Genomic DNA, 24,930 nt, shown 5'->3' with positions numbered 1-24,930 from the left:
GGCACCATGCCGGGCGCAGCACGGGTCGGGGACCCCACGGTGCACGGCGGGACCGTCGTGGGCCCCGGCGTGGCGACGGTGCTGGTGGGCGGGATGCCGGCCGCGGTGCTCGGTGACATGCACGCGTGCCCGATCCCCCCGCCCTCCCACCTGCCGTCCACGCCGTTCGTCGCGGGGTCGGCGACGGTGATGATCTCGGGGCGACCGGCGCTGCGCGCCTCGGACGCGTGCGCGTGCGGCGCCAGCGTCGCGGTGGGCTGCCCGACGGTGGTGATCGCATGACCTACGGCGACGACCCGCACCTCGGGCGCGGCTGGGGGTTCCCGCCGCGCTGGGACCTGGCCGAGGGTGCCGCCGCGGCGGTGCTGGCGACCTCCGACGGCGTCCCGCACGTCCAGGAGGCCATGCGCGTCCTGCTGCGCACCGAGGTGGGCGCCCGCGTGATGCGGCCGACGCTCGGGGCGGGTGTCGACCGGTACGTGTTCGAGCCGCGGACCACCGACGTCTGCTACCGGCTCGCGCACGACGTCGAGCGCGCGCTGCTGCTGTGGGAGCCCCGGGTCATCGTCGACGCGGTCGAGGCGGTCCCCGCGGGCGAGGCCGACGAGCGGATCGACGTGCGCATCGCGTACCGCCTCGACCGGCACTCGCGGCCGGACAACCTCGTGATCCCGTTCTTCGTGGCGGGTCCGTCGTGAGCCGCGCCCCCGAGGACGTCCGGGCGGCCCTGGCCCGCGCCGCCGGCCTGGCCCCCTACGACGCGGACCACACCTGGCGCGACGTCCTGTTCACCGGGCCGCAGGACGCCGACCTGTCCCGTCCGGGCGACCCCGACCGCGCCCTGCTCGACGCGCTCGCGCACGAGTACCCCGAGCTCGACGCGCACGGCGACACCCTCCCCGACCGCGCGCACCTCGACTGGCTCGACGGGATCCTCGCGATCCCGCGGCTGCCCGTGCTGCCGGACACCGTGGTGGCGCACGCGACGGTCGACCCGAAGCTGGCGCCCGCGGTCGTCGCGAAGGGCACCGTGCTGCGCGGCGGCAAGGACGCGTTCGGCACCGAGCGTCGCTACACCACCGACGACGCGCTCACCGCGCACGGCGCCACGGTGACCGCGGTGCGCGGCCTGGCGCCGGGCGGCCACCCGACCGGGCTCCCCGGCCGGATCGCGCAGGCGGAGCCGTACCCGCTGACCGTGTCCACCGGCATCCCCGCACCGCACCGGTTGCGCCTGTCCAGCCCGGTGCTCGCGTTCGAGGGCGGGGTCATGACCGTCCGCGTCACCCTCACGGGGGCTGCGTCCGCCGCGGGCCTCGCCGCCGCGATCTGGCGCTACCCGCGGGCGGACGGGTCGGTCGGGCTAGGTGCCGGCTTCGTGGTCGGCAACCAGGTCACGGTCGTGCTGACCCTCGGGTGCGGCCTGCCCGACGACGTCGCGGGAGACCCGTGGCTCGAGGCCAGCATCCCGCCCGAGCACGCGCTGCCGACCGCGCTCGCGTTCACGCAGGCGAAGCTGCAGGTCACCGGCCGGACGGCGATCACACCGCAGGCCGCGTACCTCAACGACGGCCTCCTCGACGTGACCAAGGAGATCCAGCCGTTCGGGGCGGTCGCCAAGCGGGGTGACGCCCTCTACCTGCGCAGCGACGAGGCGTTCGGCAAGCCGCTCGCCACCGTGACCGTGTCGATCCAGGTCATGCAGGAGGGCGGCTCGACGCTCACCTCCGCCGTCGGCGGCAGCGGCGTCCCCGGCTACGTCGCCGAGCAGATCGCCGTGAGCATGAGCTACCTGCAGGACAGCTGGGGCGGCACGATCTCCGAGCAGGTCCAGGACGCGTTCGACCACGTCGCCGGCCTGGTCTCGACCTCGTCGACGCCGCACGTGGAGTGGCAGCGCCGGGTGGACGGCGACTGGCAGACGTTCAAGGACGTCGGTGCCCAGCTCACCGGGTTCACGGCCGCGACCGTCAGCGGCGCCATCGCCTCCGAGGCCACCGTGGTCGGCGGCGAGCGCGGGCACCTGGTGCGCGCCTTCCTCTCGGAGGGCGACTTCGGGTGGACCGAGTACCAGGAGAAGATCGCGGCGTTCGCCACCGGTGCCGTGGCGGGCGACACGCCGACCATGCCCACGCCGCCGGTCCCGCCGATCGTCTCCCGGATCACGCTGACGTACACGACGGCCGCGGTGGCGGCGACGAAGGTCGAGGCGCTCAACGGCTGGGCAACGACGACCCAGTCCGGGTCGGGCGCGTTCCAGCCGTTCACCCGGTCGGTCTCCCCGACGGGCGACACCGGCATGGTCGCGATCGGTCTGGAGCTGCCCGACGCCGCACTCGGGTCGACCGTCTCGGTGTACCTCGGGGTGGAGTCGGCGGCGCCGTGCGGCTCCAGCTCGGACCCGGAGGGTGCGCGCTGGGAGTGGTGGGGCGGCACCGCGTGGCACCCGCTGCCGGTGGCGGACGGGTCCCGCCTGCTGCGCGAGTCCGGCCTGCTGCGCTTCGTCGCCCCGCTCACCTGGGCGGTGGGCTGCACGGCGGTGTCCGCCGACACCGGACGCTGGGTGCGGCTGGTCACCGACGCCCCGGACCGCGTGGGGGTGGTCACGTCCGTGACCCCCGACGCGGTGGTCGCCACCTACCTCAGTCAGGCGCCCGATCCGGCCGCCGACCCGAGCCCGGCGACCGCCCTGCCGCCCGGCACCATCAAGGGCACGCTGTGGCCCGTCCCCGGGGTCAAGAAGGTCACCAACCTCGCCGGTGTCCGGGGTCGCGGACCCGAGGGCGACGTCGCCTACCGCCGACGGGCGTCCGCCCTCGCCCGGCACCGCGGGCGTGCGGTGACGGCGTGGGACTACGAGGAGGTCGTGTCCGTCGAGTTCCCCGAGGTGGCGGCCGTGCGTTGCCTGCCGCACACCGGACCGGGCGGGGTGCGGCGCCCGGGCAGCGTCGGCCTCGTGGTCCTCCCCGACCGTCCGCTGGACCCCGCGCCGCGCCCCTCGGTCAGCCTCGCGGGCCGCATCACCGACGTGCTCGCGCCGATGACCGGCCTGCACGCCGAGCCCACCGTGCTGTGCGCACTGTTCGCCCCCGTCCAGGTGACCACGAGCATCCTGCTGCGCCGCGGGGTCGCGGCCCTGACCGGCCGCTCCGCCGTCGAGACCGCGCTGGAGGCCTGGCTGCACCCGGGCAGCACCACGCCGACCCGGTGGGGTCGCGGTCTGTTCCGGTCCTCCCTCGAGGCGTTCCTCGACGGGCTGCCCGAGGTCGACACGGTGCAGACCGTGACGCTGCGCGGTCCCGACGGGCTGGTCACGGAGCTGGTCGAGGTCGACGCGTGCCGCGGCCTGTTCTGCTCGTCCGCCGCCCACACCATCGCCGTGCAGGAGCAGCTGTGAGCGTCGAACCGGTCCGCACCTTCACCCCCGTCGCCCCCGACGCCGACTGGGAGGGCGTCCGCGTGCGGCTCATGGCCGCGCTCGGCGCAGGCTCGGCCACGACGTGGAGCGACCACAACGCGATCGATCCCGGCGTGACCCTCGCCGAGGCGGCCGCCTTCGGGCTCGCCGACCTGCACTACCGCACCGCCACCCGGCCCTCGACGTGGCCGCTCGAGGTCGCCGCGTGGGAGCCCGCGCCGGACCGGCACTGGCACGCGACCCTGCCACCGGGTGCGACCGCCGTCGTCGCGGACGTGCTCGCGTCCCCCGCGCCCGGCAGCCCCGCGCGCTCCGTCGCCCGCGTGCTCGAACCGCTCGTGCGCCGGTGCGCGTCGCCCGGCGACGCGTTCGCGCTCCTCTCGCGCGCGCCCTGGACCGGCACGTTCACCGCCGCGCAGACGCCGGTGGCGGTGGCGCTGCTGCGCGCCGGGCTGGTGCGCCGGCTGGCGCACGAGCTCACGGACGTCGTCGCCGACGCCGTCGACGCGCAGCGCACCACCGGCGGGAGCGTCGCCGAGCGCGACGCGCGCGCCGCCACGGAGCTCGCGGTCGTGCTCCCGCTCTGGCCGGACGAGCTCGCCGCGGTCGTCCGGCGGGAGCGCCGCCGCCGGTCCGCCGCGGCGATGCTGGACCGCCTCGACGCGATCCTCGCCGCGACCACGGCCCCGGCGGCCACCGTCGTCCGGGCCGAGCTCGCCACCGCCGGCCTGTCCCCCGACGAGGTGGACCTCGCGATGGCCGCCGCACCCGTCCCGCTGGGCGTGGTCCCCGAGGACCTCGAGGAGACCGACGGTGCGTCCCGGGTCTGGCCGCCGCACCCGCTCCAGGCCCTCACGTGCGAGCCCGTCACCGACGCCGACTACGCGCGGCGCGCCCGGACGCACCCCCAGGTGCTGCGGGCGTGGGCGGTGCCCGGCCGGCTGGTCGGCATCGGGTGGGACGGCCGGCCCCAGGCCATCGCCGTGCCCACGGCGGGGTCGGTGACGCTGGTGGTCGAGCGGATGTCCCGGCCCCCGGAGGTGCCCGCGGCCTCCTGGGCGACCACGCCCGTGTTCCTCACCGACGTCCTGCGCACGGCGGTCGGCACCGAGGTCGACCAGCCGCACCCCACCTGGCAGGACACCCTCGACCCGCTCGACCCGCGGCGGATGATCTGCGACGAGGTCGGGGCGACGCTGCTGAAGGTCTGCCCGGTGGTGCTCCAGGGCACGCTCGTCACCGGTGTGGGCGCGGACCGCGCGAGCACGGTCGGCGGGGCGCTGGCACGCGTCGCGGCGTACTTCGCGGCGGGCCGCCCGGAGAGCCGACCGGCCCCGGCGACGGGGCCGCTGATCGACGGGCCGTGGCCGCGCGTCGACCAGCCGACCGCCGGGTGGACGCCCGGCGAGGCGATCCGGTTCACCGAGGTGGTCGCCGCGATCGTCGCCGACCCCGCGATCCTCGGCGTCGAGCTGCTGTCGATCCGGGCGGGCACCGGGCCGTTCGTCGGGTCCACCGCCGGGTCGGTGCCGCTCGACGCCGACTGCGTGCCCGAGCTCGCGGACGTCCAGTGCCTGCGGGTACGGTTCGCGCTCTCCGGGGGGTGCAGCGATGGCTAGCGCCGACTACACCCGCCTCGCCCAGTACCTGCCGGCCGTCTACCAGGACGACGCGGCGTCGTTCGCGCAGATCGACGCGTTCCTCGGCCTGGCCGACGAGCTCAACCACGCGTACCTCGAGCGGCTCGACGACCTGTCGCTCGTGCTGGGCCCGGAGGCCGCGCTGCGCTGGCCCACCGACCTGCCGCTCGACGCCGGACGCGACGCGCTCGTCGACGCGTACCTGTCCGCCTACGACGAGGTGGCCACGTGGGCCGCGTTCGCCTTCCCCGCGTCGTGGGGGCTCGACGAGGCCGGTGTCGCGCAGCGGCGCACGTTCCTGGCCAAGGCGGCCCGGATCTGGCGGCGCCGCGGCACGCCGCGCGGGTTCCTCGACTGGTTCTGCCTGGCCTTCGGAATCGCCGCCGATGCGCGGCCGTACCTGCTGGAGCACTTCAAGGTGCCCGGCCCGCAGATCGTCGACCCGGAGCTCACCGGCACGCTCTTCGTCCCGTCGACGTCGCAGTTCTCCGACTACCGCCGACGCCACGAGGCCGCGGAGTTCGTCGACTGGTACGCACCGGCGCACGTGCTGCTGCGCGTCTGCTGGACCCACCCGGACTTCGCCGTCCCGGACCCGCCCGTGCTGCCGGCCGACCCGACCCCCGAGCAGGTCGCGGCCTTCCAGGCGGCGGTCGACCTCTACCGGGCGGACCTGCGCGCCCTGCTCTGCTCGATCACCTCGTTCATCGACCACGCCAACGGCATCCGGATCTGGGAGTGCATCGACGAGGGCCGCAGCATCGACCGGCTCGACGTCGGGCACCTGCCCAGCGAGGACTGAAGGAGCGCCACCATGCCCGACAACCAGTACCCGGTGTTCGACGGCGGGCAGACCCTCACCGCCGCAGACCTCAACCAGCTGCGCGCCTTCACCAACGGCCGCTCGAGGCTGCTCGGCCGCCTGGTCGGCTTCGGGGTGAACTGCGGGCTCGGCGGCGTGGTGACCAGCACGACCCTCACCATCGACGGGGGCCTCGCGATCGACCAGACGGGCGAGCCTCTGATCCTGCCCGCGCCCCAGTCGATCGCCCTGCCGCCAGCGCTCTCGTCCGGCTCGTTCGACTTCGTGGCCCCCGCGGCCGGCGGGTTCTCCGTCGTGCTGGAGTCGACCGACACCGCCGAGCCCGCGCCCGACTGCGGAGAGGCCGACTGCGAGGGGCACGCCGAGCTGCACACCCGCGCGGTCGCCCTGCGGGTCGTGGCCGGCCGCATCACGGGTCCGCGCTTCGACTTCGCCAACGAGACCCTGCTCACCGTCGAGCCGATGCGGCTCTCGCTCACGTCCGCGCCGCAGGGCTCCTACGTGACCCTGCGGGACGCGCTCGTCGCGCGGCTGAACAACGGAGGGAGCCCGCTGATCAACCCGGCGCTGATCACCAAGCTCCAGGGCACGTCGATCGCGCCCGCCGACCTCGCCGGGGTCAAGGGGTACAAGGCCGGCTTCCTCAACCAGGTGCTCTTCGCGACCCTCGACCTGCTGCGCTGCCGGGCGCTGATGTCGACGGACTGCGACCGCACCACCACGCGGCCCGGGGTCGTGCTCGGCTGGGTGCGTCTGGTGGGCAGCGCGTGGGTGTGGGACTGCGCCTACCGGCACGCGTGGGAGCCGCCGAAGGGGCTGAGCCTCGCGCTCACCGGCGGCGGCTGCAGCTCACCGTGCGGTGTCTGGGTGGACCTGGTGGAGAGCCTGATCTCCGGGTACGCGCCGCCGGACCCGCCGCCCGTGGAGGACGACGACGACGGCCCGATCATCGTCTTCCCTCTCTGCCCGCACGGGATGATCCTCGTGGGCGGCACCTGCCAGAACATCTACTACCCCCCGCTGGAGTTCCCCGACGAGTGGGCGGAGCCCTGGCACATCGATCCGCTCGGGCCCATCTGGAACCCGCCCGACGTGTACCTGCACATCGACGAGGTCGTGACGGACCTCTACCACACGGACCCGTGGTCGTACTTCGGCACGGAGGTCATCGGAGGGCTGCCCGCGCTCGGCCGGGACGCCGGGATCGCGAAGTCGTCCTTCGAGGCGAAGGTCACCGAGCTCGGCGGCACGCCGAACGTCCTGGTGCTCACGGCCGCACAGGCCGCGGCGCAGCCGGGCTACACGCCGGGAGCGTCGTTCAACAAGGCCGACACGATCGTGCTCACGGCGGGCACCAACAACAAGGTCACCGCGCTGGGGCGGATCCCCGCCGCGCACAGCGCGCGCGAGCTCGGCACCGCGCTGCCGGCCGTCACCAGCATGGCGACCGAGGCGCTCGCGGCCACCGAGGTGCAGGCCGGGGGCCTCCAGGTCGTCACCGCCCAGGTGGGAGGTCTGGCCCAGGACATCGTCGGGTTCAAGGGCTTCCAGCAGACGACCGAGCAGTGGCAGAAGGACCTGGGGGCGACGATCGAGGGGCAGGTCCGGTCGCGGGTCGAGCTCGAGATCGGCAACCTCCGGCTGGACGACATGCAGCAGCGCCTCGCCGTGCACGACGGCCAGCTCGACGTGATCGTCAGGGGTGTCGGGCTGACCCGCGCCACGAGACAGCTGGACACCGGGATCGCGCAGGGGATGGTCGAGTTCGCCGGGAGCCTGGCCAACGGGCTGGCAACCCTGGTCACGCCCGAGAACGAGGAGGCGCTCGGGCGGCACATCGGGGAGGCCACGCGTGCCACCTCGACGCTCGAGGAGGCGGCGGCCGGCGGGGAGCCGCAGGCGATCGGCGAGGCGGCGGTCCGGCTGATGGGCACGCTGCGCACGGCGATCAAGTCCGCCGGCATCGACGCGTCCCTGGGCAAGGAGCTGGACGGCCAGCTGAACGCGATGAAGGGCATGCTCGGATGACCGACGTCGTGGTGGACCGGCTGCGCATCCGCGGAGGCGATGCGCGCCGGCTCGCCACGGTCGCGGCACGGACCCTGCCCGGCGCCCTGGACCGCGCGCTCGCGGACCTGGCGGACGTGGAGCTCGACCGGCTCACGGTGCTGCTCCCCGACCCGGGCGACCACGACGACGCGACGCTCGCGATCCTGTGGGCCGACGGGATCCGGCAGGCGGCGCTCGCGGCGGGTGCCCGGCTGCGCGCCCGAGCAGCCGACGACGGCGACCCTGCCGGCGAAGGGACCGACCCGCTCCCCGCCGCGGACGGCACGCCGCCGGTGCGCGCAGCCCCCGACCTCGCCGCCCTCGCGGACGCCGTGTCGGCGTGGCTCGCGGCCGGCAGCGGGACGCCGATGCCGCCGGGTCTGGTCGGTGCCCTCACCGAGCCCGACGTCGCAGCCGCCGTGCTGCGGCTCGTCGGCCCGGAGCGCGCCCGCACGCTCGTCGCGGCCCTGGAGCGGGCGGCGGGCCGGCTCAGGTTCGGGCTCCCCGGGACCGGACCCGGCGCCGCGCCGACCGTGGCGCCGCCGGGTCGCCCGGTGCCCGCGCGCGCCGGAGAGCCCGCTCCCGCGACCGAGCGCGGCGACGACATCCCGGACGACACAGTCACCACCACCGCCGCCCACACGGTGGCCGCGGCGGCACGCGCGCTGCACGCCCTGTCCGGGCCGGTCGCGACCGACGCCGACGTCGTGCCGACCGGGGTCACCCGCTGCGCCGGCCTCGTCCTGACCTACCCGTGGCTGGTGGACCTGTGCCGGCTCGCCTCCGACCTGCACCCCGGAGCCGAGCCCAGCCACGCACGCCGGGTCGCGCTGGCCGCGCTCGCCGACCCCGACGACCCCGACCTGGTCGACGACCCGCTCGTGCGCTTCCTCGCGGGGGCGCCCCAGGACGCCGCGCCGGCTGCGGTCCTCGTCCCGCTCGGCCGTGCGGACGAGGTGCGCGCGGCGGCCGACGACGTCCTGCACCGGTTCGTCGCCCTGCTGCCCGGGTTCGAGGGCTCGTCCGACGGGTTCGTGCGCGCCTCCTGGCTGCTGCGCGCGGGCCTGCTCGACGTCGACCACGACCCCGCCGTGCTCGTCGCGCGGACCGCGCCCCTCGACGTCGTGCTGCCGCTGCTCCCCTACCCGCTCGGTGTGCTGCGCCTCCCGTGGACCCCCGTGCTGTCCGTCCGGTTTCGGCCATGACCGCCGAGCCCGCTCGGTACGCGGCCGAGCTGCGGACCGCGCTGGAGGCGCTCGAGGCGGTCGTCGCCGTCCGGCTCGAGGAACGGCGCGCCGGCCCGGCCGGTCGGCTGCTCGGCCTCGACGCCGCGGACGAGGGCATCCCGGACCTCGCGCGGTACCGGGGGCAGGCGCCGCTGGCCCGGGTGATCGCCGACGCCGGGCTGTCCGCCGCGGAGGCGCTCGTGCTGGTCGCCGCGATCGCGCCGCACGTGGACGAGAAGTTCGACCTCCGGTTCGCCGAGCTGACCGACCGGCGTGACGCGGTGGGGCTGACGGGCGAGGTGGCCCGGACCCTCGTCGCGCGGACGTTCGCCGGCCGGCTCGACGCCGCCGCCCTGCTGTCGTCGGGGGCCCCCCTGCTCGCCTCGGGGCTGCTCACGCTCGACCCACCCGGGGACCTGTCGGGCCGGCTTCGCGCGGACCCAGCGCTGGTCCGCTGGGCGCTCGGTCTGCCGCCCGAGCCGGCGACGGCCTCCGCGGACTTCCCGGCACGGCCGCTGGCCACGGTGCACACGCTCGACGACGTGGTGCTGCCCGGCCCCGCCCGGCGCCGGGTCGCCGACCTCGCGGACCGCATCGCGCACCGTGACCTCGTCGTCGACACCTGGGGGTTCGGGCGGCACCACGACAACACCTCCGGCCTGGTCGCCCTCTTCCACGGCCCGCCCGGGACCGGCAAGACGATGACCGCGGCCGCCCTGTCGCGTTCCACCGGGCTGCCCGCGTACCTCGTCGACCTGTCGGCCCTGGTGTCCAAGTACATCGGCGAGACCGAGAAGGCCCTGGCCCGGGTGTTCGACCGGGCGGTGCGCGAGGGTTGCATGCTCGTGTTCGACGAGGCCGACGCGGTCTTCGGCCGCCGGACGGAGGTCAGCGACTCGCACGACCGGTACGCCAACCAGGAGGTCTCCTACCTGCTGTCCCGGATCGAGGCGCACCCCGGCGTCGTCGTCCTGACCACCAACCTGCTGTCCAACATCGACGAGGCGTTCCAGCGGCGCATCCACGTCATGGTCGAGTTCCCGGAGCCCGGACCGGGCGAACGGTCCCGGCTGTGGCGGTCGGTGCTCCCGCGCGAGCTGCCGGTGGCCCGCACGGTCGACCTCGACGCGCTCGCGCAGCGCTACGCGCTCTCGGGTGCCCAGATCCGGGACGCGAGCCTCGACGCCGCCTACCTCGCGGCGGCCGACGGACGGGTGGTGACCCAGGAGTACCTCGTCAGCGGGATCCACCGGCAGTTCGAGAAGGCCGGACGGACGGTCCGGTGAGTGCCCCGGCCGTCGCCGCGGCTCCGGAGACGGAGCACGGTGCCGCGAGCCGGGCGACGAGCCCCGGCCCGGCACCCCCCGCCCCCGAACCGCTGCTCAGGGTGCCGCGTCCGGCCGCGGACCAGAGCGTCGTCGAGCTCGGTGTGCCGGCGGGCGGCCTCACCGCGCGTCACGCCGAGTGGGGGGTCGACGGCGGTCACGTGCTGCTCACCGGAGCGGCACCGTTCGTCGACCTGAGCGGCCGGGCCGGGTTCCGCGCCGACGGGACGCTGGACGGCACCGTCGCCATGCGCGGCGTCGTGACGCTCCTGGGCCTGCCGGTGGCCGAGACCACCTGGTCCGTCGCCGGCTGGGACGGCGGCGCGCTGGCCGCGCCCGCGGTGAGCCTGCGCGGCACGACGCTCGCCCTCGACCTGTCCCCCGTGGGCGCCGAGGTGGCCCTCACGGCGACGGAGGGGCTGACCGCGTCCCGGACGGACACCGGCGCCACGATCGCGCTGCCCGACGGTGCGCTGCCTCCCGGGCTGCCGCTGGAGCCGCGCGTCGTCGAGCTGTTCCGCGGGCTGCGCGGCTGGGACGTCACCGGGCTGCGCGCGCACCCCGACTCCCCCGTCGAGTCCGCGCCGGCGTTCGTCTCCGACACGGACCTCTTCTTCGCGCCCGGCCGGTACGGACCCGACAGCCCGGAGACCGCCGCCCTGCTCGACGCCGCGATCCGGGCCGCCCTGGCCGGGATCGTCGGCGCGGTCGACCCCACCCCGCCGGCCCCTCCCCCGCAGCCGGCCCCCGGCGCGGGAGAGGCTCCCGCCGCCTCGACGGAACCGGTCGCGGCGACGGTGCCCGAGACGCCCGCGGTGGTGCCCACGGCCGAGGAGGCCGCCGCCTCGGAACCGGCCCCGGCAGAGGGCGCGGCCGAGGGAGAACCCGCACCCGCCGAGCCGCCGGAGGGCGCGGCCGAGGGAGAACCCGCACCGGCCGTCGAGGTCGAGCTCCTCATGCCGCCCGCCCCGACCGAGCCCGGGCCTGCGGCGAAGGCCCGAGCCGGTGGCGTCGCAGGCGGAGCGGGCGGCGCCGCGACCGCGGCCCGGACGCTCCCGACCGCCGAGGAGAACGTCGCCGACGCGCGCGGCGCGGTCACGGAGCCGGTCGCGGAGACGGCCGCCCGCGCCCGCGAGGACCTGGCGGCCGCGCTCGGCGAGCGCCCCGCCCCGAGCCCGGAGATCGTCGAGCTGTGCGAACGGATCCGGGTCGCGATCCTCGAGCAGCGCCCCGTCGACGAGGACGACCTGCTCACCGCCGACCCCACCGCCGCGGCGCAGACCGCGGGCGAGACGATCTCCGGGTCCGTCGAGGGGCAGGTCGGCGAGGTCCAGGGCAGCTACGCGGACCTCGACAACCCCCCGGCCGGGTCGCCCGCGCTGACCCCCACGCCGGTCGTCAGCCCGGACCCGTCGAGCCCCGGCATGGGCGTCGACGCCGCGAGCGCCGCACCCGACCCGATCCCGGCGGAGAACCTGTCGCTCGACGCCGACGTCGAGGCGACGGACCAGCGCATCGCCGACTCCGGCATCGACACCCCCGTGACCCAGGAGATCCCGGACGCCCCGTTCGCCACCGTCCGGGACTCGCGGGGAGAGCTCGGGGAGCTGGCCGCGCAGACCCCCCAGGAGCTCGCCGCGGAGCAGGACGCCGCGATCGCGAGCGCGCAGGCGGACATGGCCGAGCTCCAGTCCCGGGCGACCCAGGCGCTCCTGGCCGCCCGGGCGGGCACGGTCGGCTCGGTCGCCGGCGGCCAGGGCGAGGCCGTGCAGGGCGAGGAGCAGACCCGCGACTCGGTCGCCCAGCGCGCTGACACGATCTTCACCACCGCGCAGCAGCAGGTCACCACGCTGCTCGAGCCGCTGAGCCGGACCGCGATGGCGCGGTGGACCGCCGGGCTGACGCGCCTGTCGCAGGAGTTCCACGACTCGCTCGACCGCGTGGCGGCGTGGATCGAGGAGCGGCACTCCGGCGTCGACGGGTTCGTCGTCGGGATCGGTGACGCGGTCTTCGGCCTGCCCGGGTGGGTGGAGGAGGAGTACGACCGGGCCGAGCGGCAGTTCGGCGACGACGTCTGCGAGCTCCTGCTCGAGATCTCGACCGACGTCAACGCGGTCGTCGCCGCGGCCCAGGCGATCATCGCCCAGGCCCGGGAGGACATCGACGCGGCGTTCACCGAGATGGAGGAGCAGTTCCCGGAGTGGGTCGCCCAGCAGCGGGCACGGTTCAGCGGCATGCTCGACGGGCTCAGCGCCCAGGCCACCGCGGCGCAGACGAGCTTCGTCCGGGACGTCTCGCGGGCCGCCCTGACCGCGGTCGCGGAGGCGCAGGAGGCCACCGAGGCCGCCCGGGACGCGGCGCGCGGCGTCCTCGGACGCATCGCCGCGGCGATCGAGGAGTTCATCGACGACCCGGTCAAGGCCATCATCAACGGCCTCCTGACCCTGGTGAACATCCCGCCGGGCGCGTTCTGGGCCCTCGTCGCACGCATCCAGCAGGTCGCCTCGGACATCGCCGACGACCCCGTGGGCTTCGCGAACAACCTCGTCGCCGGGATCAAGCAGGGCTTCCAGCAGTTCTTCGACAACTTCGGCACGCACATGCTCGCCGGGTTCTGGAACTGGCTGTTCTCCGGCCTCGAGGCACCCATCCCGATGCCGACCGACTTCTCCCCCCGGTCGCTGTTCACGTTCGCGCTCCAGCTCATGGGCATCACCTGGCCGCGGGTGCGGGAGATCCTCGTCCGGCACGTCGGCGAGCAGAACGTGGAGATCATCGAGGCCGCGTGGCAGCTGATCTCCCTGCTCATCGAGCAGGGGCCGCAGGGCATCGTCGACATGATCAAGGAGCAGCTGACGCCCGAGATGATCGTGCAGACGATCCTCGAGGCGGCGATCGACTACCTCGTCGAGACGCTCATCACCCAGGTGGTCATCCGGGTGATCGGCATGCTCAACCCGGCGGGTGCCGCGGCGCAGGCGATCAAGGCGATCTACGACGTGGCGGCATGGGTGTTCCGGAACGCCGCGCGGATCTTCCGTTTCGTCGAGGCCGTGGTCAACGGCATGGCCGACGTCGTCGCCGGCAACATCGGAGGCCTCGCCAACGCGGTCGAGCAGTCGCTGGCGATGCTCATCCCGCCCGTCATCGACTTCTTCGCCGGCCTGCTGAGCCTGAGCGGCCTGCCCAACCAGGTCGCCGAGGTGATCGTCGCGCTCCAGGCCCGGGTCTACTCCGTGATGGACCTGGTCATCGGCTTCCTCGCCGAGCGGGGCCGGGCCCTGCTGCGCGCGCTGGGCCTGGGCGGCGAGGAGGGCGAGGAGGGCGACGGCAACGACGACGAGGAGCTGGGCGCCACGGTGCGGTTCTCCGCGGGCGGGGAGTCGCACCGGGTGTTCGTCCAGGTCGAGGGCACGTCGGCCACCCTGATGGTGGCGTCGGCGGTGCTGCCGATCGAGAGCAAGGTCGCCGAGTGGCGGGGACGCGTCGGCGAGCTGCCCGAGGCCATCCGGCCGTCGACGACGACCAAGCTCGACGCCCTCGCCGCGGCCGTGAGCACCGCGGAGACGACGGCCGACGCGCTCGCCCCCGAGTTCGTCGCGGCGACCGCCAACCCGACCGACGAGGTGGAGCCACCGTCCGACGCGGCGCTGGAGGCCGAGGAACGCTCCGTCGCGACGATGCTCGACGAGCTGTTCGGCATCTTCGAGGGCGAGGGCGCCACCGAGCAGTGGCTCGCGGACATGGCCTCCCTGCTGCCGACGCAGGGGTCCGGGCGCGTCGACGAGGTCCTCGCCGGGTGGCGCGCCCGGCTCGCCGAGTTCACCATCGGCAACCAGCCGTCGGACACCCGCCTCTGGTCCGACACGGTGCTCGACGGCAGCGGGGCCGGTGCGCAGTCGGTGATCGCCGACCCGGGACAGCACCGGCTCCTGCTCCCCTACTTCCAGTCGGCACCGGGGCAGCGGTCCGTCGACTCCGGCGCGTTCTCGTCCTACGTCTTCACGCAGACGAGCCCACCGCACTCGGTGCAGCGGAACTTCCGGCAGGCGTACGGCCAGGCCGCGGTGACCAACCTGCGCACGGAGGCCCTGACCCGGATCGCCGCGGCGACCGTCGGGCCGACCGTGCAGGAGCGGTGGCGCACCAAGGTCGCGGACATCTCGTTCCGCTGGAGCAGCGCCGGCGGCGGCTCGATCACGTGGCCCACCGGCAGGGTGCCGGACCACGAACGGTTCAAGCCGCTGACGATCGCGTACAGCGACGTCAACGGGGTGCGGACGATCACCTACGACACCGAGGCGGGGCAGCACTTCGTCATCACGCGCGACACCAATGCCGGACTGACCATCAGCGTGGAGGGCAAGAACCTGCGGTTCCGGTCCGAGCGGGGACGCGGCGAGACGGAGGACTCACCCGCGTTCCGCAGCAACAACGGGTTCGACCGGTCGCACATCATCGCCGACGAGTTCAGCGGGTCGGGCTGGTCGGCGGGTGGCAACCTGGTGACCGCCAGCGCGCACTACAACCAGAACGTCATGCGCGCCGCCGAGCGCCGGATCGGGACGCAGATCGCCAACTGGGCGCGGCAGAACGGCCTCGACGCCACGGAGGTGACGTTCACGATGACCGTCAACGTCTCGTTCGGCGCGCTGCTCGACCCCGCGGCGCTGGCCGAGATCACGCAGGCCGGAGTGTTCCCGGCCGATGCAGGACGCGACCTCGCCGCCGAGATCCGGGCCAAGATCAACGCCGGTGAGGTGCACCCCGACCTCATGCGCATCACCGGCGTGATGTACGAGTGGGAGTTCACCGATCCCGTCGGACCCGGCGGGACGTGGCCGATTGGAGCGGACCTGTGGCTACTGATCAACGGCTGACCGACGTCGTGGCCTTCGCGGAGGAGTTCCTCGCGGCGGACACGGCGGTCCTGCGCGCGGCGTCGGGGGAACCCGACGACGACGTCTACCTCGAGGCGGTGCGACGGGCGTCGGCGTTCTACGCGTCGAGCGGCGGGCTACCCCTCGGACCGCAGGCAGGGCGCTCGGCCGTGCCGGGCGGCACCTCCCCGCAGGCGACGAAGGACCCGGGCGAGCGTGCCGGCTCGACGCTCTTCGCGGTCGCCCGGCTGGCGTCGGGCGACGGCTGGCTCGCCCTCGTGAGCGGTGCGTACGACACCGACGGTGGCTCGTTCGGCGCCGCACTGCTCGTCGAGACCGTCGGCGGCGAGCTGAAGGTCACGGGCCGGGCCGACGCCGACCCGTTCGTCGACGGGATCGCCTGGGCGGACTCCGGGGGACGGCCGGTGCCCGTCGACGCGCCGCTGGGCGAGTCCGAGACGCTGCGGCTGCCGCACGACCCGGAGCAGGCCGCCTGGCTGACCGGCCGACTCGGCCCGTGAGCGAGCACGGACCCGGCCTGACGTGGCTGGCGGACCGGGTCGGCTGCACACCGGACGAGCTGCTCGCCGATCCCCGGCGGCTGGTCGCGGCGCTGGCCGACGCCGAGGTGGCGGTGCGCGGCCTGGCGACGCGGCTCGACTCCGCCGACGACGACGTGCGCGCCACCGCGGAGGCCGAGGCCGACCGGCTCCGCCGGGCGTTCGTCGACGCCCCCGACCCGGGCGAGCGCTTCCGCGCGACGGTCCTCGGTGCGCTGCGGGACGCGACCGACCGGGTGCGCCGGGCGTCCGACGGGAGGTCACCGGAGGGCGGGTAGCGCGGCCACCAGCCGCGCGGCCTCCTCCGAGGGCGCGACGCCGAGCTCGCGGGCCAGCAGCGACTGGCACTGCCGGTAGGCGTGCACCGCCTCCGCGAGGTTCCCCTCGGCCAGGTGGATCCGGATCACCGCGCGGTGGGCGCTCTCCCGCAGCGGGTCGGAGCGCAGTGCCGCGAGCGCGGCCTCCATCGCCATGCCGAACAGCCCCTCGGCCGCGAGCCGGGCGGCCACGGTCTCCAGCACGTGCAGGCGCAGCTGGCGCAGGCGCTCGCGCTCCGCGGTGAGCCACTCGTCCGACCAGTCGGGCAGGAGGTCGCCCTCGACGTACAGGAGCACGCGCTCGACGGGCAGGGTGCTGCGGCCGTCCATCAGCTCGTGGGCCGACCGCACGAGGTCGGTGACGTCGACGTCGACCGACCCCGCGAGCGCGAGCGCGTCGTGGTCCGGCGCGACGAGCCCGGGCGCCTGCAGGTGGGCTCGCCAGATGGTGGTGCGGAGGCGGGCCAGCGCGCGGTCCTCCGTGGTCTCCGGCCAGAGCTCCCCGGCGAGCCGGCTGCGCCCGCACCGGCCGCGCAGGGCGAGCACCGCGACCAGTCGCTGCGCGGCCACCGGGATGCTCGCCGGGACACCGTCGATCGCGAGGAGGAAGCCACCGAGCAGGGTGAGCCGTCCCCGGGGTGGCCCGTCGACGTGCGCGACCTGCGACATGTCTCCCCCTGAGTACATGTCCACCAGGAGCCCCCCTTCACCGGTGTGATACCGCTCGCGATGTGTGCGACGCGTGCGCCGCGGCCGATGCCGGCCCGCGTCAGCCGACCGGGGCCTGGGCGAGCAGCCCACGGAGGTGGGCCAGGAGCTCGCCACGGGAGTGCAGGTCCAGCCGCTGCCGCATGCGCGCGACGTGGTGCTCGACGGTCTTCGGGGAGATGTACAGCCGCTCGGCGATCTGCCGGTACGTCTGGCCGTCCACGACCAGGCGCGCGACCTCGAGCTCGCGCCCGCTGAGGGGCGGCTTCGCCGCGGGCGTCGGCACCGGCGTGCGGGGGCGACGACGCGCCGGGGCCGGTGCGTCGTCGCGCGCCGGCCGCATCGACCGGGCGGTCTGCAGCAGGCCGACCATCGACGCGCGGTCGGGCGTGCGTGCGGCCGCGTGCCCGACGAGTCGAGCCCCGTCCCAGGCCATGCCGACGCCGACGAGCCTCCGGGCGGCCCGTTCGACGGCGGGCGGGTCCACCCGCGCACCCAGGACCTGGAGCCAGATCCGGGCCGCGTCCGAGAGGACCTCGGCGTAGTGGCTCTCCCGCGCCGCGGCGGCGAGGGGCTTGGTGTGGCGCTCGAGCCAGTCGGGCCGCTCCGCCACGACCGCGACCTGGATCCCGTACCAGTGGTGCGGGACCGACCAGAGGACCGGGTGGCCCAGTCCCTCGAGCAGTGCGTCGGCCTGCTCGAGGTGCGATGACACCCGGTCCGCCTCGCTCAGCCGGGCGGCGGCCACCGCGAGCTCGCCGAGCGGCAGGAGCCCGAACAGGTCCGGCGGCCGCCGCACCAGCGCGTCGAGCGCGCTCGGCCACACCTCCACGAGCGCGGCCAGGTCGTTGGACCGGCGCGCCAGCCCCACGTCGATCGCGCGGGCGAACAGCTCGTCGCGCGTGCCGTACCGGCCACCGGCTGCACGCTCGGCGAGGGACGCCGCCTCGGCCGCCTCGTCCAGGCGCCCGTCCAGCATCGAGGACCACGCGAGCAGCAGGTGGTGGCGCGGCTGCGCCACGGGGCCACCGAGCCCCGCCGCGATCGCCTCCCGCAGCGTCGTCACCGCGTGCACGCTCGCGCCGCAGTGCAGGGCCACCAGCGCGGCGAGGGCCGCCGGGGTGTCGGGGAGCAACGCCCCGCGACCGCGTGGGCGCAGCATCGCCGCGGACTCGAGCAGGGTCGGCAGCGCCACCATCCCGTCGCCCTCGAGCGACTGCTGCACGCCGCGCACCATCGCCTCGCGCGACCCGTCCTCGAGGCTCGGCGGGTGCCCGTCCGCGGGCCAGTCGGGGTGCTGCCCCGCGGCACGCCCGGTCGCGAGCGCAGCCAGCGACCACAGCTGTGCCGCGGCGACGTCGCCGGCGTCCGCGAGCGGCCGGTAGACCGCAGCGGCGTGGCTCTCCAGCCCCTCGAACGCGAGCGCCGCACCGAGCACGCGCGCCGCGTCGGCCGCCCGGGCGCCCGTGGCGTGCGCGAGCGCCTCGTCGGCCAGCCTCGTCGCGGTCTGCACGTCCCCGGCCAGCGCGGCGCTGCGCGCACGGTCCACGGCGAGGGCCTCGCCGTCCGCGCCGGCGGCGAGGGCGTCCGCGAACAGGCTGGCCGCGCGCGCCGGGTCCTGGTCCACCTGCTCGTACGCGGCGCGCGTGCGCAGCGCGGCCAGCCGGGCGTGGTGGACGGTGACGCCCGCGGTGCGGCCGACGATCTCGAGCACCGGGGTCCCGTGGTCCTCGAGCGTGGCGAGCACGTTCGCCAGGACCGAATCGCTGCGCTCCGGGGAGGTGGTGGCCAGTGCGGCCTCGCGCACGGCGGGGACCACCGAACCGTCCGGGCACAGCAGGCCGCTGACCCGGACGTGCTGGAGCGCCTCGGCCACCTCGGTGGGCCCGTGTCCGAGCACGGTGGTCAGCGTGCCGGGATCGGCCGGCGCGCCGAGGCACATCGCCAGCACGACGTCCCGCATGAGCGGCAGGTCGGCGTCCCCGACCCCCGCGAGCCGCCGCACCGGGTCCCAGGCCGCGAGCACGCCCGGACGGTCCCACGGCTGGGGCCCGACGCCGTCGGCCCCGTCGAGCACCGCATCCACGAGGCACAGCACGCCGCCGGTGCACGCCGTGAGCGCGTCGACGGCCGCACGGTCCAGGTCACGGCCCAGGCGGTGGCGCGCGCGGGCCTCGACCTGACCCCGGTCCAGCGAGTCGAGGCTGACGGTCGTCCCGTGCTCTCCGATGAGGTCGCGCAGCTCGCCCAGGCCGCGCTCGACGGGCCACGGACGGAAGGCCACGGTCACCTGCGCCCCGGGGCGGTGTGCCGCGGTGACGATCCGTCGCACCGCGTCGTCACCGAGCGCGTGCACGTCGTCGACGATCAGCGGCCCGTCGCCGGGGTCGTCGCGCGGACGCCCCCGCCCGTTCCCGTTGCGCGCGTACAGGGTCTGCAGCGACCGGAGCGCGAGGGTCTTGCCGCTCCCGCCCGGACCCGTGACCGCGACCAGCCGTGGCGCCTGCGGATCCGCCTCGATGGTCCGGAGCAACCGTTCCACCTGGACCACCCCACGGGCGCCCACGTCGTCGGAGTGCATGCCGTCGTCCCCCACTGCGCCGACCGCGCGCGATGCCGCACGGCTCGTCGGTACGTTCGGTGCGGGCTCGGCCACGTCGCCGGGCCCCCTCCCCCTCGCATGATGCTCTCCGGTCGGGCGAAAAGCACCTTCCGTCCCTATTGCCCCTAATGCCCGACGGCCTGCGTGCGCCGCGCGCCGCGGGCATCGGCGCTGGTCAGGCCGCTCCCCCGGGTCCGGTGCGTCGGGGTGCCGACGATCGCGGCCCGGACGATTTCACCCCTGCCGGCACACGCCCCACGCCCCCTGCCACGCGGTCACCAGGCGCCCCGGACCCCCAGTGCCCCGGTCGCGCGAGGGGGGACGCCCCCGATGGACACCCGCCACGGCCTCCCTAGCGTCGACGTGAGCCGACCGGGATCGGCACTCCGACCGAGAGGAACACCATGTCCAGCGTCGCGAGCACCCTGCTCGACTTCATCCTCAACCTCCTGCGCGACCCGGAGACCGCCGAGGCCTTCGCCAGGGACCCGCAGGGCACGCTCGAGGACCACGGCCTCGGCGACATCACGTCCGTCGACATCGAGGACATCATGCCGGTGCTGATGGACGCGTCGCCGTCCAGCTTCGACCGCGACTACACCACGGGCGGCAACACGCTCGGCGCCACGCAGTCGTCCACGGGCGGCGGCGGATCGGCCGGCGGTGGCGGTGGCGGCGCGAGCGACGGAGGGTCGTCGGCGGCGCTGGCCGGAGGCGGGAGCGTCGGTGTGAGCGCCGCGATCCCCGCGCTGCAGCAGGTGTTCCAGACGTACACGTACAACACCACCTCGATCGACGACCGGGACACGATCGTCGACTCGTCGGTCAACCAGAACATCTGGGCGGACGGCGACGTGCACCAGATGTTCGACCTCGACACGGTGGTCGCGTCCGGCGGCGGGGTGGCGGCAGGCGGGGACATCTCCGGCACGGTCGTCGTCGGCGACGAGAACGTGGTCGGCGAAGGGAACTCCGTCGGCAACACCGACAACTCGAACCAGGGCAACATCACCGACTCGTACAACCCGAGCGACTCGTACAACGACAACTCCGACAACTCGACGGACGACCACAGCGACAACTCCGACGACGACGGGGTCGACAACGACAACTCGCACAACGACAACTCGACCGACGACCACTCCGAGACCGACAACTCCGTCGACGACCACTCCGAGACGGACAACTCCGTCGACGACCACAGTGAGACGGACAACTCGGTCGACGACCACAGCGACAACTCCGACGACGACGGCATCGACGTCGACAACTCGGGCAACGACAGCTCGACGGACGACCACTCCGAGACCGACAACTCCGTCGACGACCACTCCGAGACGGACAACTCCGTCGACGACCACAGCGAGGTCGACGACCACAGCGACAACTCGATCGACGACCACACCGACAACTCCGACGACGACGGCATCGACGTCGACAACTCGGGCAACGACAGCTCGACCGACAACTCGGACGACGACTTCATCGACGACGACAGCTCGTACACGGACCAGTCCGACGACGACTTCGTCGATGTCGACGTCTGACCCGACGCACCACCGACCGGTCCCGGGCCGCCAGGCCCCGGGCCGGTCGGCCGCGCGCTGTGCACCTGCCCGTGCGCGCGGCGACCTGGAGGAGCCACCGTGCTGCCGCTGATGGACCTGCTGGACCGCGCCGAGGCGCTGTCCGGCGACGCCGACCGCGCCGATCTGCTGGAGCGCCTGCGCCACGCCCGCCGACGACTGCACGACCCGCACGTCCGCGTGCTGGTGGTCGGGGAGCTCAAGCAGGGCAAGAGCCAGCTGGTCAACGCGCTGGTCAACGCCCCGGTGTGCCCCGTGGACGACGACGTCGCGACGTCCGTGACCACGGTCGTCGGATGGTCGGCGGCACCGACCGCGGTGCTCATCGGTCTGCCCCCGTCCGCGGACGGCACGCGGGACGTGGATCCGGCGCGCCTGCGCAGGACGACGATCCCGATCGATGCGCACTCGCGGTGCGTCGCGGAGCGCCGGGCACCGGACGGCTCGCCCGTCGACTGCTCGGAGGTGGGCCTGCCCCGGCACGTCCTCGCCGGAGGCCTCGTCCTCGTGGACACCCCGGGCGTGGGCGGGATCGGCTCGGCCGAGGGCGCGGCGACGATGGCCGCGCTGCCGTCGGCGGACGCCGTCCTCCTCGTCTCCGACGCCGGGCAGGAGTACTCCGCACCCGAGATCGAGTTCCTCCAGCAGGCGCTCGCGGTGTGCCCGAACGTCGCGTGCGTGCTCACCAAGACCGACCTGTACCCGCACTGGCGGGCCGTGGCGGACCTCGATCGTCGCCACCTGCAGCGGGCCGGCGTGCGCGCGCCGCTCATCCCCGTCTCCTCGAACCTCCGGCTGCTCGCCGCGCGGCGACAGGACCGCGACCTGCACGACGAGTCCGGCTTCCCCGAGCTGATCCGCTACCTGCGCGACGAGGTCGTCGACAACGCGGGCGTGCTCGCCCGGCGCTCGGTCGCCCACGACGTGCTGACGGTCACCGACCACCTCCTCATGGCCGGCCGCGCGCAGCTCTCCGCGCTGGAGGACCCCGCCGGCGGCGAGACGCTCATCGCCGGCCTGCAGACCGGGCGGCAGAACGCGGGCGAGCTGCGCCGACGCAGCGCGCGCTGGCAGCAGGTGCTCCAGGACGGCGTGACGGACCTGACGGCGGACATCGAGTACGACCTGCGCGACCGGCTGCGCCGCATCGGCCGGGAGGCCGAGGAGGCCATCGACGAGACCGACCCGGGCCCGGTGTGGGACGAGTTCGACGAGTGGCTGGGTCAGCGGGTGCGGGCCACGGTCGCGGCGAACTTCGTCTGGGCGCACGAGCGTGCGCAGTGGCTCGCCGCGCAGGTCGCGGCGCAGTTCGACGCGACCGACATCGCGCTGCCCGAGCTCGTGGCCGGCGACGACGACGAGGCGCTGGAGCTGGTCGCGCGGCTCGAGCGCGTCGAGGTGGAGCGGGTGTCGCGCACGCAGAAGGTCATCGTCGCCCTGCGCGGCTCCTACGGCGGCGTGCTGATGTTCGGCATGGTCACCGCGATCGCGCTCGGCATGTCGCTCATCAACCCGATCTCGGTGGGCGTCGGCGTCATCCTCGGCGGCCGGGCGTACCGCGAGGACAAGGCCAACCGCGTGCGCAAACGCCAGGCCGAGGCCAAGCTCGCGGTGAAGCGGCACCTCGACGAGGTGGTCTTCCAGGTCAGCAAGGACTCCAAGGACCGGCTGCGTCGGCTGCAGCGCGTGCTCCGCGACCACTTCAGCACCCGGGCCGACGAGCTCGTGCGGTCCCTGGACGAGTCGATCCGGTCCGCGCGCGAGGCCACCCGGACCGGACCCGACGAGCGCGCCGGGACGCTGGGCGAGCTGCGCGCACGCGTCGCCGACCTGGAGCAGCTGCGCGCCGACGCGGAGCGGTACGCGCTGCCCGCGCTCGAGGCGGTGCCGGCATGACCGACGAGGACCTCCGGGCGCGGGCCACGGGCCGCCGTCGCCGGCAGGGGGACCCAGGGGACCTGGACGGCCCGCTGCGCCCGACGGCTCGCCGCGCGCGCGAGCTGCTGCAGGCCGCCGCGGACGCCTACGCCGGGGACCCGCTGGTCGCCACGGAGCTGCGCGGGCTGCTGGAGGGCTTCGAGCGGCCGCTGACCGTCGGGTTCGCGGGACTCATCAAGTCGGGCAAGTCGACCCTGCTCAACGCGCTCGTGGGGGCGCGGGTGGCGGCGTCGGACCTGTCGGAGTGCACGCAGACCGTCACGTGGTACCGGTACGGGGAGACGCCGCGCGTCGCCGTGCACCCCCGGTCGGGCCGGTCGTGGGAGAGCCCTGCGATGGCGGGTCGGACCGGGCTCCAGGTCGACCTGCGCGGCACGCCCGTGGACGAGATCGACCACGTCGACGTGTGGTGGCCCGCTCCGGTGCTGCGCGAGCGCACGCTCATCGACACCCCGGGGCTCGACGCCCTCTCCGGGGTCGCGTCGCGACGCTCGCGCGAGTTCCTCACGACGGACGCGGTGACGTCGGCCGTCGACGTCGTCGTCTACCTGGTGCGCCAGGTCCGTCGCGCCGACGTGCGCTACCTCGAGGACCTCGCGCGGCTGCGGGGCGACGGTTCCGTCGCCAGCACGATCGCCGTGGTGGCCCGCGCCGACGAGGTCGGTGCCGGCCGGATCGACGCCCTGGTGTCCGCCGAGCGCCTCGCCCGGCGCCACCGCGAGAACCCGGACGTGACCCGGCTGTGCGGGGTGGCGCTGCCCGTGGCCGGCCTGCTCGCCGAGACCGCCCAGACGCTGCAGCCGGACGAGGCCGCCGACCTGCGGGCGCTCGCGGCGCTGGACCGCGCGGTCGTCGAGGGGCTGCTGCTGTCGGTGGACCGCTTCCGGCGTCCGTCCCTGTCCGTGCCCGTGTCGGCCCACGCGCGCGCCGAGCTGCTGGACCGCCTCGGGATGTTCGGCGTCCGCACCTGCCTGGCGCTCCTGCGCGGCAACCAGCTGGACACGGCGGAGCTGACCACCGAGCTGTCCCGGCGCAGCGGCGTGGAGGAGCTCCGCCGCTCGCTCGACGTCGCCGTCGAGGGCCGCGACCGGCGGCTCGCGCAGGACGCGCTCGGTCGGATGCTCGACCTCGTGCAGGACGACCGGGTGCCCGAGGTGGCGCGCGCGGCACGCCGACTGCTCTCCGCGACGCGTCCGCTGCACTCGGAGTCCCCCGCGGTCAGCGCCGGCGCCGCAGCTCCTTGAACCACCGGCCCGCCGGTCTGGCGGCCAGGATGATCGAGCCGATCAGGGCCAGCCCGGCCTGCGCGAGCAGCGCGACCCGGTTGAGGTCACGGATCATCGAGACGTCGGAGTCGGCCAGGACGTCCTGCACCACGACGACGATCGCCGCGCCGAGCAGCCCGAGCAGGATCAGGCCCCAGCGGGCTCCGCCGTGCCCACCGGCCGTGCGGAGCACGAGCACCAGGTGCACCAGCCACACCAGGACGAGACCACCGACCATGATCCAGACGAGCACGCTCGCGGCGTCCTGCGCGGTGGCGAGCGTGGTCGTCGGGTCCCGCTCGACGACCTCGGCGGCGAAGCGGTCGCGGAGCTGGGGCTGCGAGCGCACGATCGACCCGGCCGCGAGCAGCCCCGCCGCGAGGCTGCCGACCCAGAAGCTGATCCCGGTGGACACCGCGCCCGGCATCGGCGGCGGCGCGCTCGTCGCGACGAACCCCACCCCGCCGACCTCGGGACGCGGGGGCGGCTCGGCAGCCGGGGGCGGGCGCTGCTCCTCGTCGACGGCGGCGTCGTCGGGCGGCGGCGGGGTCGCCTGGCCCTCGGGCTCGCGCGCTGCCGCGGGTGACATGCTG

At 75.1% G+C, this 24,930-nt stretch carries 17 protein-coding genes; 14 read left to right on the top strand and 3 right to left on the bottom strand.

The window, feature by feature from the left end:
• The first annotated feature begins 6 nt into the window (after positions 1 to 6).
• Genes ASD18_RS18455 through ASD18_RS18405 form a run of 11 tightly spaced genes read left to right on the top strand, consistent with a single transcriptional unit; the run spans position 7 to position 16,199 of the window.
• Positions 7 to 282: a PAAR domain-containing protein gene (locus ASD18_RS18455; RefSeq protein WP_056095763.1), complete on the top strand. Its 276-nt coding sequence runs from the start codon at positions 7 to 9 to the stop codon at positions 280 to 282.
• Positions 279 to 698: a GPW/gp25 family protein gene (locus tag ASD18_RS18450; RefSeq protein WP_056095760.1), complete on the top strand. Its 420-nt coding sequence runs from the start codon at positions 279 to 281 to the stop codon at positions 696 to 698. The genes ASD18_RS18455 and ASD18_RS18450 overlap by 4 nt, the downstream gene beginning before the upstream one ends.
• Positions 695 to 3,397, top strand: coding sequence for a baseplate J/gp47 family protein (locus ASD18_RS18445; protein WP_056095757.1), 2,703 nt, complete (start codon positions 695 to 697; stop codon positions 3,395 to 3,397). The genes ASD18_RS18450 and ASD18_RS18445 overlap by 4 nt, the downstream gene beginning before the upstream one ends.
• Positions 3,394 to 5,037 (top strand): hypothetical protein, encoded by a 1,644-nt coding sequence (locus tag ASD18_RS18440; RefSeq protein ID WP_056095754.1) that lies wholly within the window; start codon positions 3,394 to 3,396, stop codon positions 5,035 to 5,037. The genes ASD18_RS18445 and ASD18_RS18440 overlap by 4 nt, the downstream gene beginning before the upstream one ends.
• Positions 5,030 to 5,860 (top strand): hypothetical protein, encoded by an 831-nt coding sequence (locus tag ASD18_RS18435; RefSeq protein WP_056095751.1) that lies wholly within the window; start codon positions 5,030 to 5,032, stop codon positions 5,858 to 5,860. The genes ASD18_RS18440 and ASD18_RS18435 overlap by 8 nt, the downstream gene beginning before the upstream one ends.
• Positions 5,861 to 5,872: 12 nt before the next feature.
• Positions 5,873 to 7,909 carry a hypothetical protein gene (locus tag ASD18_RS18430; protein WP_056095748.1) on the top strand — a complete coding sequence of 679 codons (2,037 nt, stop codon included), beginning with the start codon at positions 5,873 to 5,875 and terminating at the stop codon, positions 7,907 to 7,909.
• A complete protein-coding gene (locus ASD18_RS18425; RefSeq protein WP_056095744.1) occupies positions 7,906 to 9,135 on the top strand; it encodes a contractile injection system tape measure protein in 1,230 nt (409 codons plus the stop codon). The genes ASD18_RS18430 and ASD18_RS18425 overlap by 4 nt, the downstream gene beginning before the upstream one ends.
• Complete coding sequence (locus ASD18_RS18420; protein ID WP_056095741.1) at positions 9,132 to 10,442, top strand: ATP-binding protein; 1,311 nt, start codon at positions 9,132 to 9,134, stop codon at positions 10,440 to 10,442. The genes ASD18_RS18425 and ASD18_RS18420 overlap by 4 nt, the downstream gene beginning before the upstream one ends.
• A complete protein-coding gene (locus tag ASD18_RS18415) occupies positions 10,439 to 15,361 on the top strand; it encodes a hypothetical protein (protein WP_056095738.1) in 4,923 nt (1,640 codons plus the stop codon). The genes ASD18_RS18420 and ASD18_RS18415 overlap by 4 nt, the downstream gene beginning before the upstream one ends.
• On the top strand, positions 15,340 to 15,882 hold the full coding sequence (locus ASD18_RS18410) for a hypothetical protein (protein WP_156388088.1): 543 nt from the start codon (positions 15,340 to 15,342) through the stop codon (positions 15,880 to 15,882). Before ASD18_RS18415 ends, ASD18_RS18410 begins: the two co-directional genes overlap by 22 nt.
• The gene (locus ASD18_RS18405; RefSeq protein WP_056095730.1) at positions 15,879 to 16,199 is read left to right on the top strand and encodes a hypothetical protein; all 321 of its coding nucleotides are present in this window, start codon (positions 15,879 to 15,881) and stop codon (positions 16,197 to 16,199) included. The genes ASD18_RS18410 and ASD18_RS18405 overlap by 4 nt, the downstream gene beginning before the upstream one ends.
• On the opposite strand, the gene ASD18_RS18400 is transcribed toward ASD18_RS18405, so the two are convergent.
• The gene (locus tag ASD18_RS18400; RefSeq protein ID WP_235522481.1) at positions 16,182 to 16,925 is read right to left on the bottom strand and encodes a BTAD domain-containing putative transcriptional regulator; all 744 of its coding nucleotides are present in this window, start codon (positions 16,923 to 16,925) and stop codon (positions 16,182 to 16,184) included. The two genes, ASD18_RS18405 and ASD18_RS18400, sit on opposite strands and share 18 nt — an antisense overlap.
• An 82-nt stretch (positions 16,926 to 17,007) precedes the next feature.
• Positions 17,008 to 19,527, bottom strand: a complete 2,520-nt coding sequence (locus tag ASD18_RS18395) for a helix-turn-helix transcriptional regulator (RefSeq protein WP_156388086.1) — start codon at positions 19,525 to 19,527, stop codon at positions 17,008 to 17,010.
• 425 nt (positions 19,528 to 19,952) lie between these two features.
• On the opposite strand from ASD18_RS18395, the gene ASD18_RS18390 reads away from it, so the two are divergent.
• From ASD18_RS18390 to ASD18_RS18380, 3 genes are all read left to right on the top strand, one after another.
• The gene (locus tag ASD18_RS18390) at positions 19,953 to 21,095 is read left to right on the top strand and encodes an IniB N-terminal domain-containing protein (protein ID WP_056095722.1); all 1,143 of its coding nucleotides are present in this window, start codon (positions 19,953 to 19,955) and stop codon (positions 21,093 to 21,095) included.
• A 99-nt stretch (positions 21,096 to 21,194) separates the two neighbouring features.
• The gene (locus ASD18_RS18385) at positions 21,195 to 23,030 is read left to right on the top strand and encodes a dynamin family protein (RefSeq protein WP_156388085.1); all 1,836 of its coding nucleotides are present in this window, start codon (positions 21,195 to 21,197) and stop codon (positions 23,028 to 23,030) included.
• On the top strand, positions 23,027 to 24,316 hold the full coding sequence (locus ASD18_RS18380; protein ID WP_056095719.1) for a GTPase: 1,290 nt from the start codon (positions 23,027 to 23,029) through the stop codon (positions 24,314 to 24,316). Before ASD18_RS18385 ends, ASD18_RS18380 begins: the two co-directional genes overlap by 4 nt.
• Here ASD18_RS18380 and ASD18_RS18375 read toward each other — a convergent pair.
• Positions 24,291 to 24,926, bottom strand: a complete 636-nt coding sequence (locus ASD18_RS18375) for a hypothetical protein (protein WP_156388084.1) — start codon at positions 24,924 to 24,926, stop codon at positions 24,291 to 24,293. The two genes, ASD18_RS18380 and ASD18_RS18375, sit on opposite strands and share 26 nt — an antisense overlap.
• Positions 24,927 to 24,930 lie beyond the last annotated feature (4 nt).

It is taken from the genome of Cellulomonas sp. Root137, from assembly GCF_001426725.1.
In the GTDB taxonomy this organism is placed as follows: Bacteria; Actinomycetota; Actinomycetes; order Actinomycetales; family Cellulomonadaceae; genus Cellulomonas.
The sequence above is the reverse complement of the archived record's forward strand: the minus strand, read 5'-3'. Positions and strand labels throughout refer to the sequence as shown.

Bases quoted from the DNA above. Each gene is read 5' to 3' on its own strand.
- ASD18_RS18455 (WP_056095763.1), top strand. From the start codon at position 7: ATGCCGGGCGCAGCACGGGTCGGGGACCCCACGGTGCACGGCGGGACC.
- ASD18_RS18450 (WP_056095760.1), top strand. From the start codon at position 279: ATGACCTACGGCGACGACCCGCACCTCGGGCGCGGCTGGGGGTTCCCG.
- ASD18_RS18435 (WP_056095751.1), top strand. From the start codon at position 5,030: ATGGCTAGCGCCGACTACACCCGCCTCGCCCAGTACCTGCCGGCCGTC.
- ASD18_RS18430 (WP_056095748.1), top strand. From the start codon at position 5,873: ATGCCCGACAACCAGTACCCGGTGTTCGACGGCGGGCAGACCCTCACC.
- ASD18_RS18425 (WP_056095744.1), top strand. From the start codon at position 7,906: ATGACCGACGTCGTGGTGGACCGGCTGCGCATCCGCGGAGGCGATGCG.
- ASD18_RS18420 (WP_056095741.1), top strand. From the start codon at position 9,132: ATGACCGCCGAGCCCGCTCGGTACGCGGCCGAGCTGCGGACCGCGCTG.
- ASD18_RS18400 (WP_235522481.1), bottom strand. From the start codon at position 16,925: ATGTACTCAGGGGGAGACATGTCGCAGGTCGCGCACGTCGACGGGCCA.
- ASD18_RS18395 (WP_156388086.1), bottom strand. From the start codon at position 19,527: ATGCACTCCGACGACGTGGGCGCCCGTGGGGTGGTCCAGGTGGAACGG.
- ASD18_RS18390 (WP_056095722.1), top strand. From the start codon at position 19,953: ATGTCCAGCGTCGCGAGCACCCTGCTCGACTTCATCCTCAACCTCCTG.
- ASD18_RS18380 (WP_056095719.1), top strand. From the start codon at position 23,027: ATGACCGACGAGGACCTCCGGGCGCGGGCCACGGGCCGCCGTCGCCGG.
- ASD18_RS18375 (WP_156388084.1), bottom strand. From the start codon at position 24,926: ATGTCACCCGCGGCAGCGCGCGAGCCCGAGGGCCAGGCGACCCCGCCG.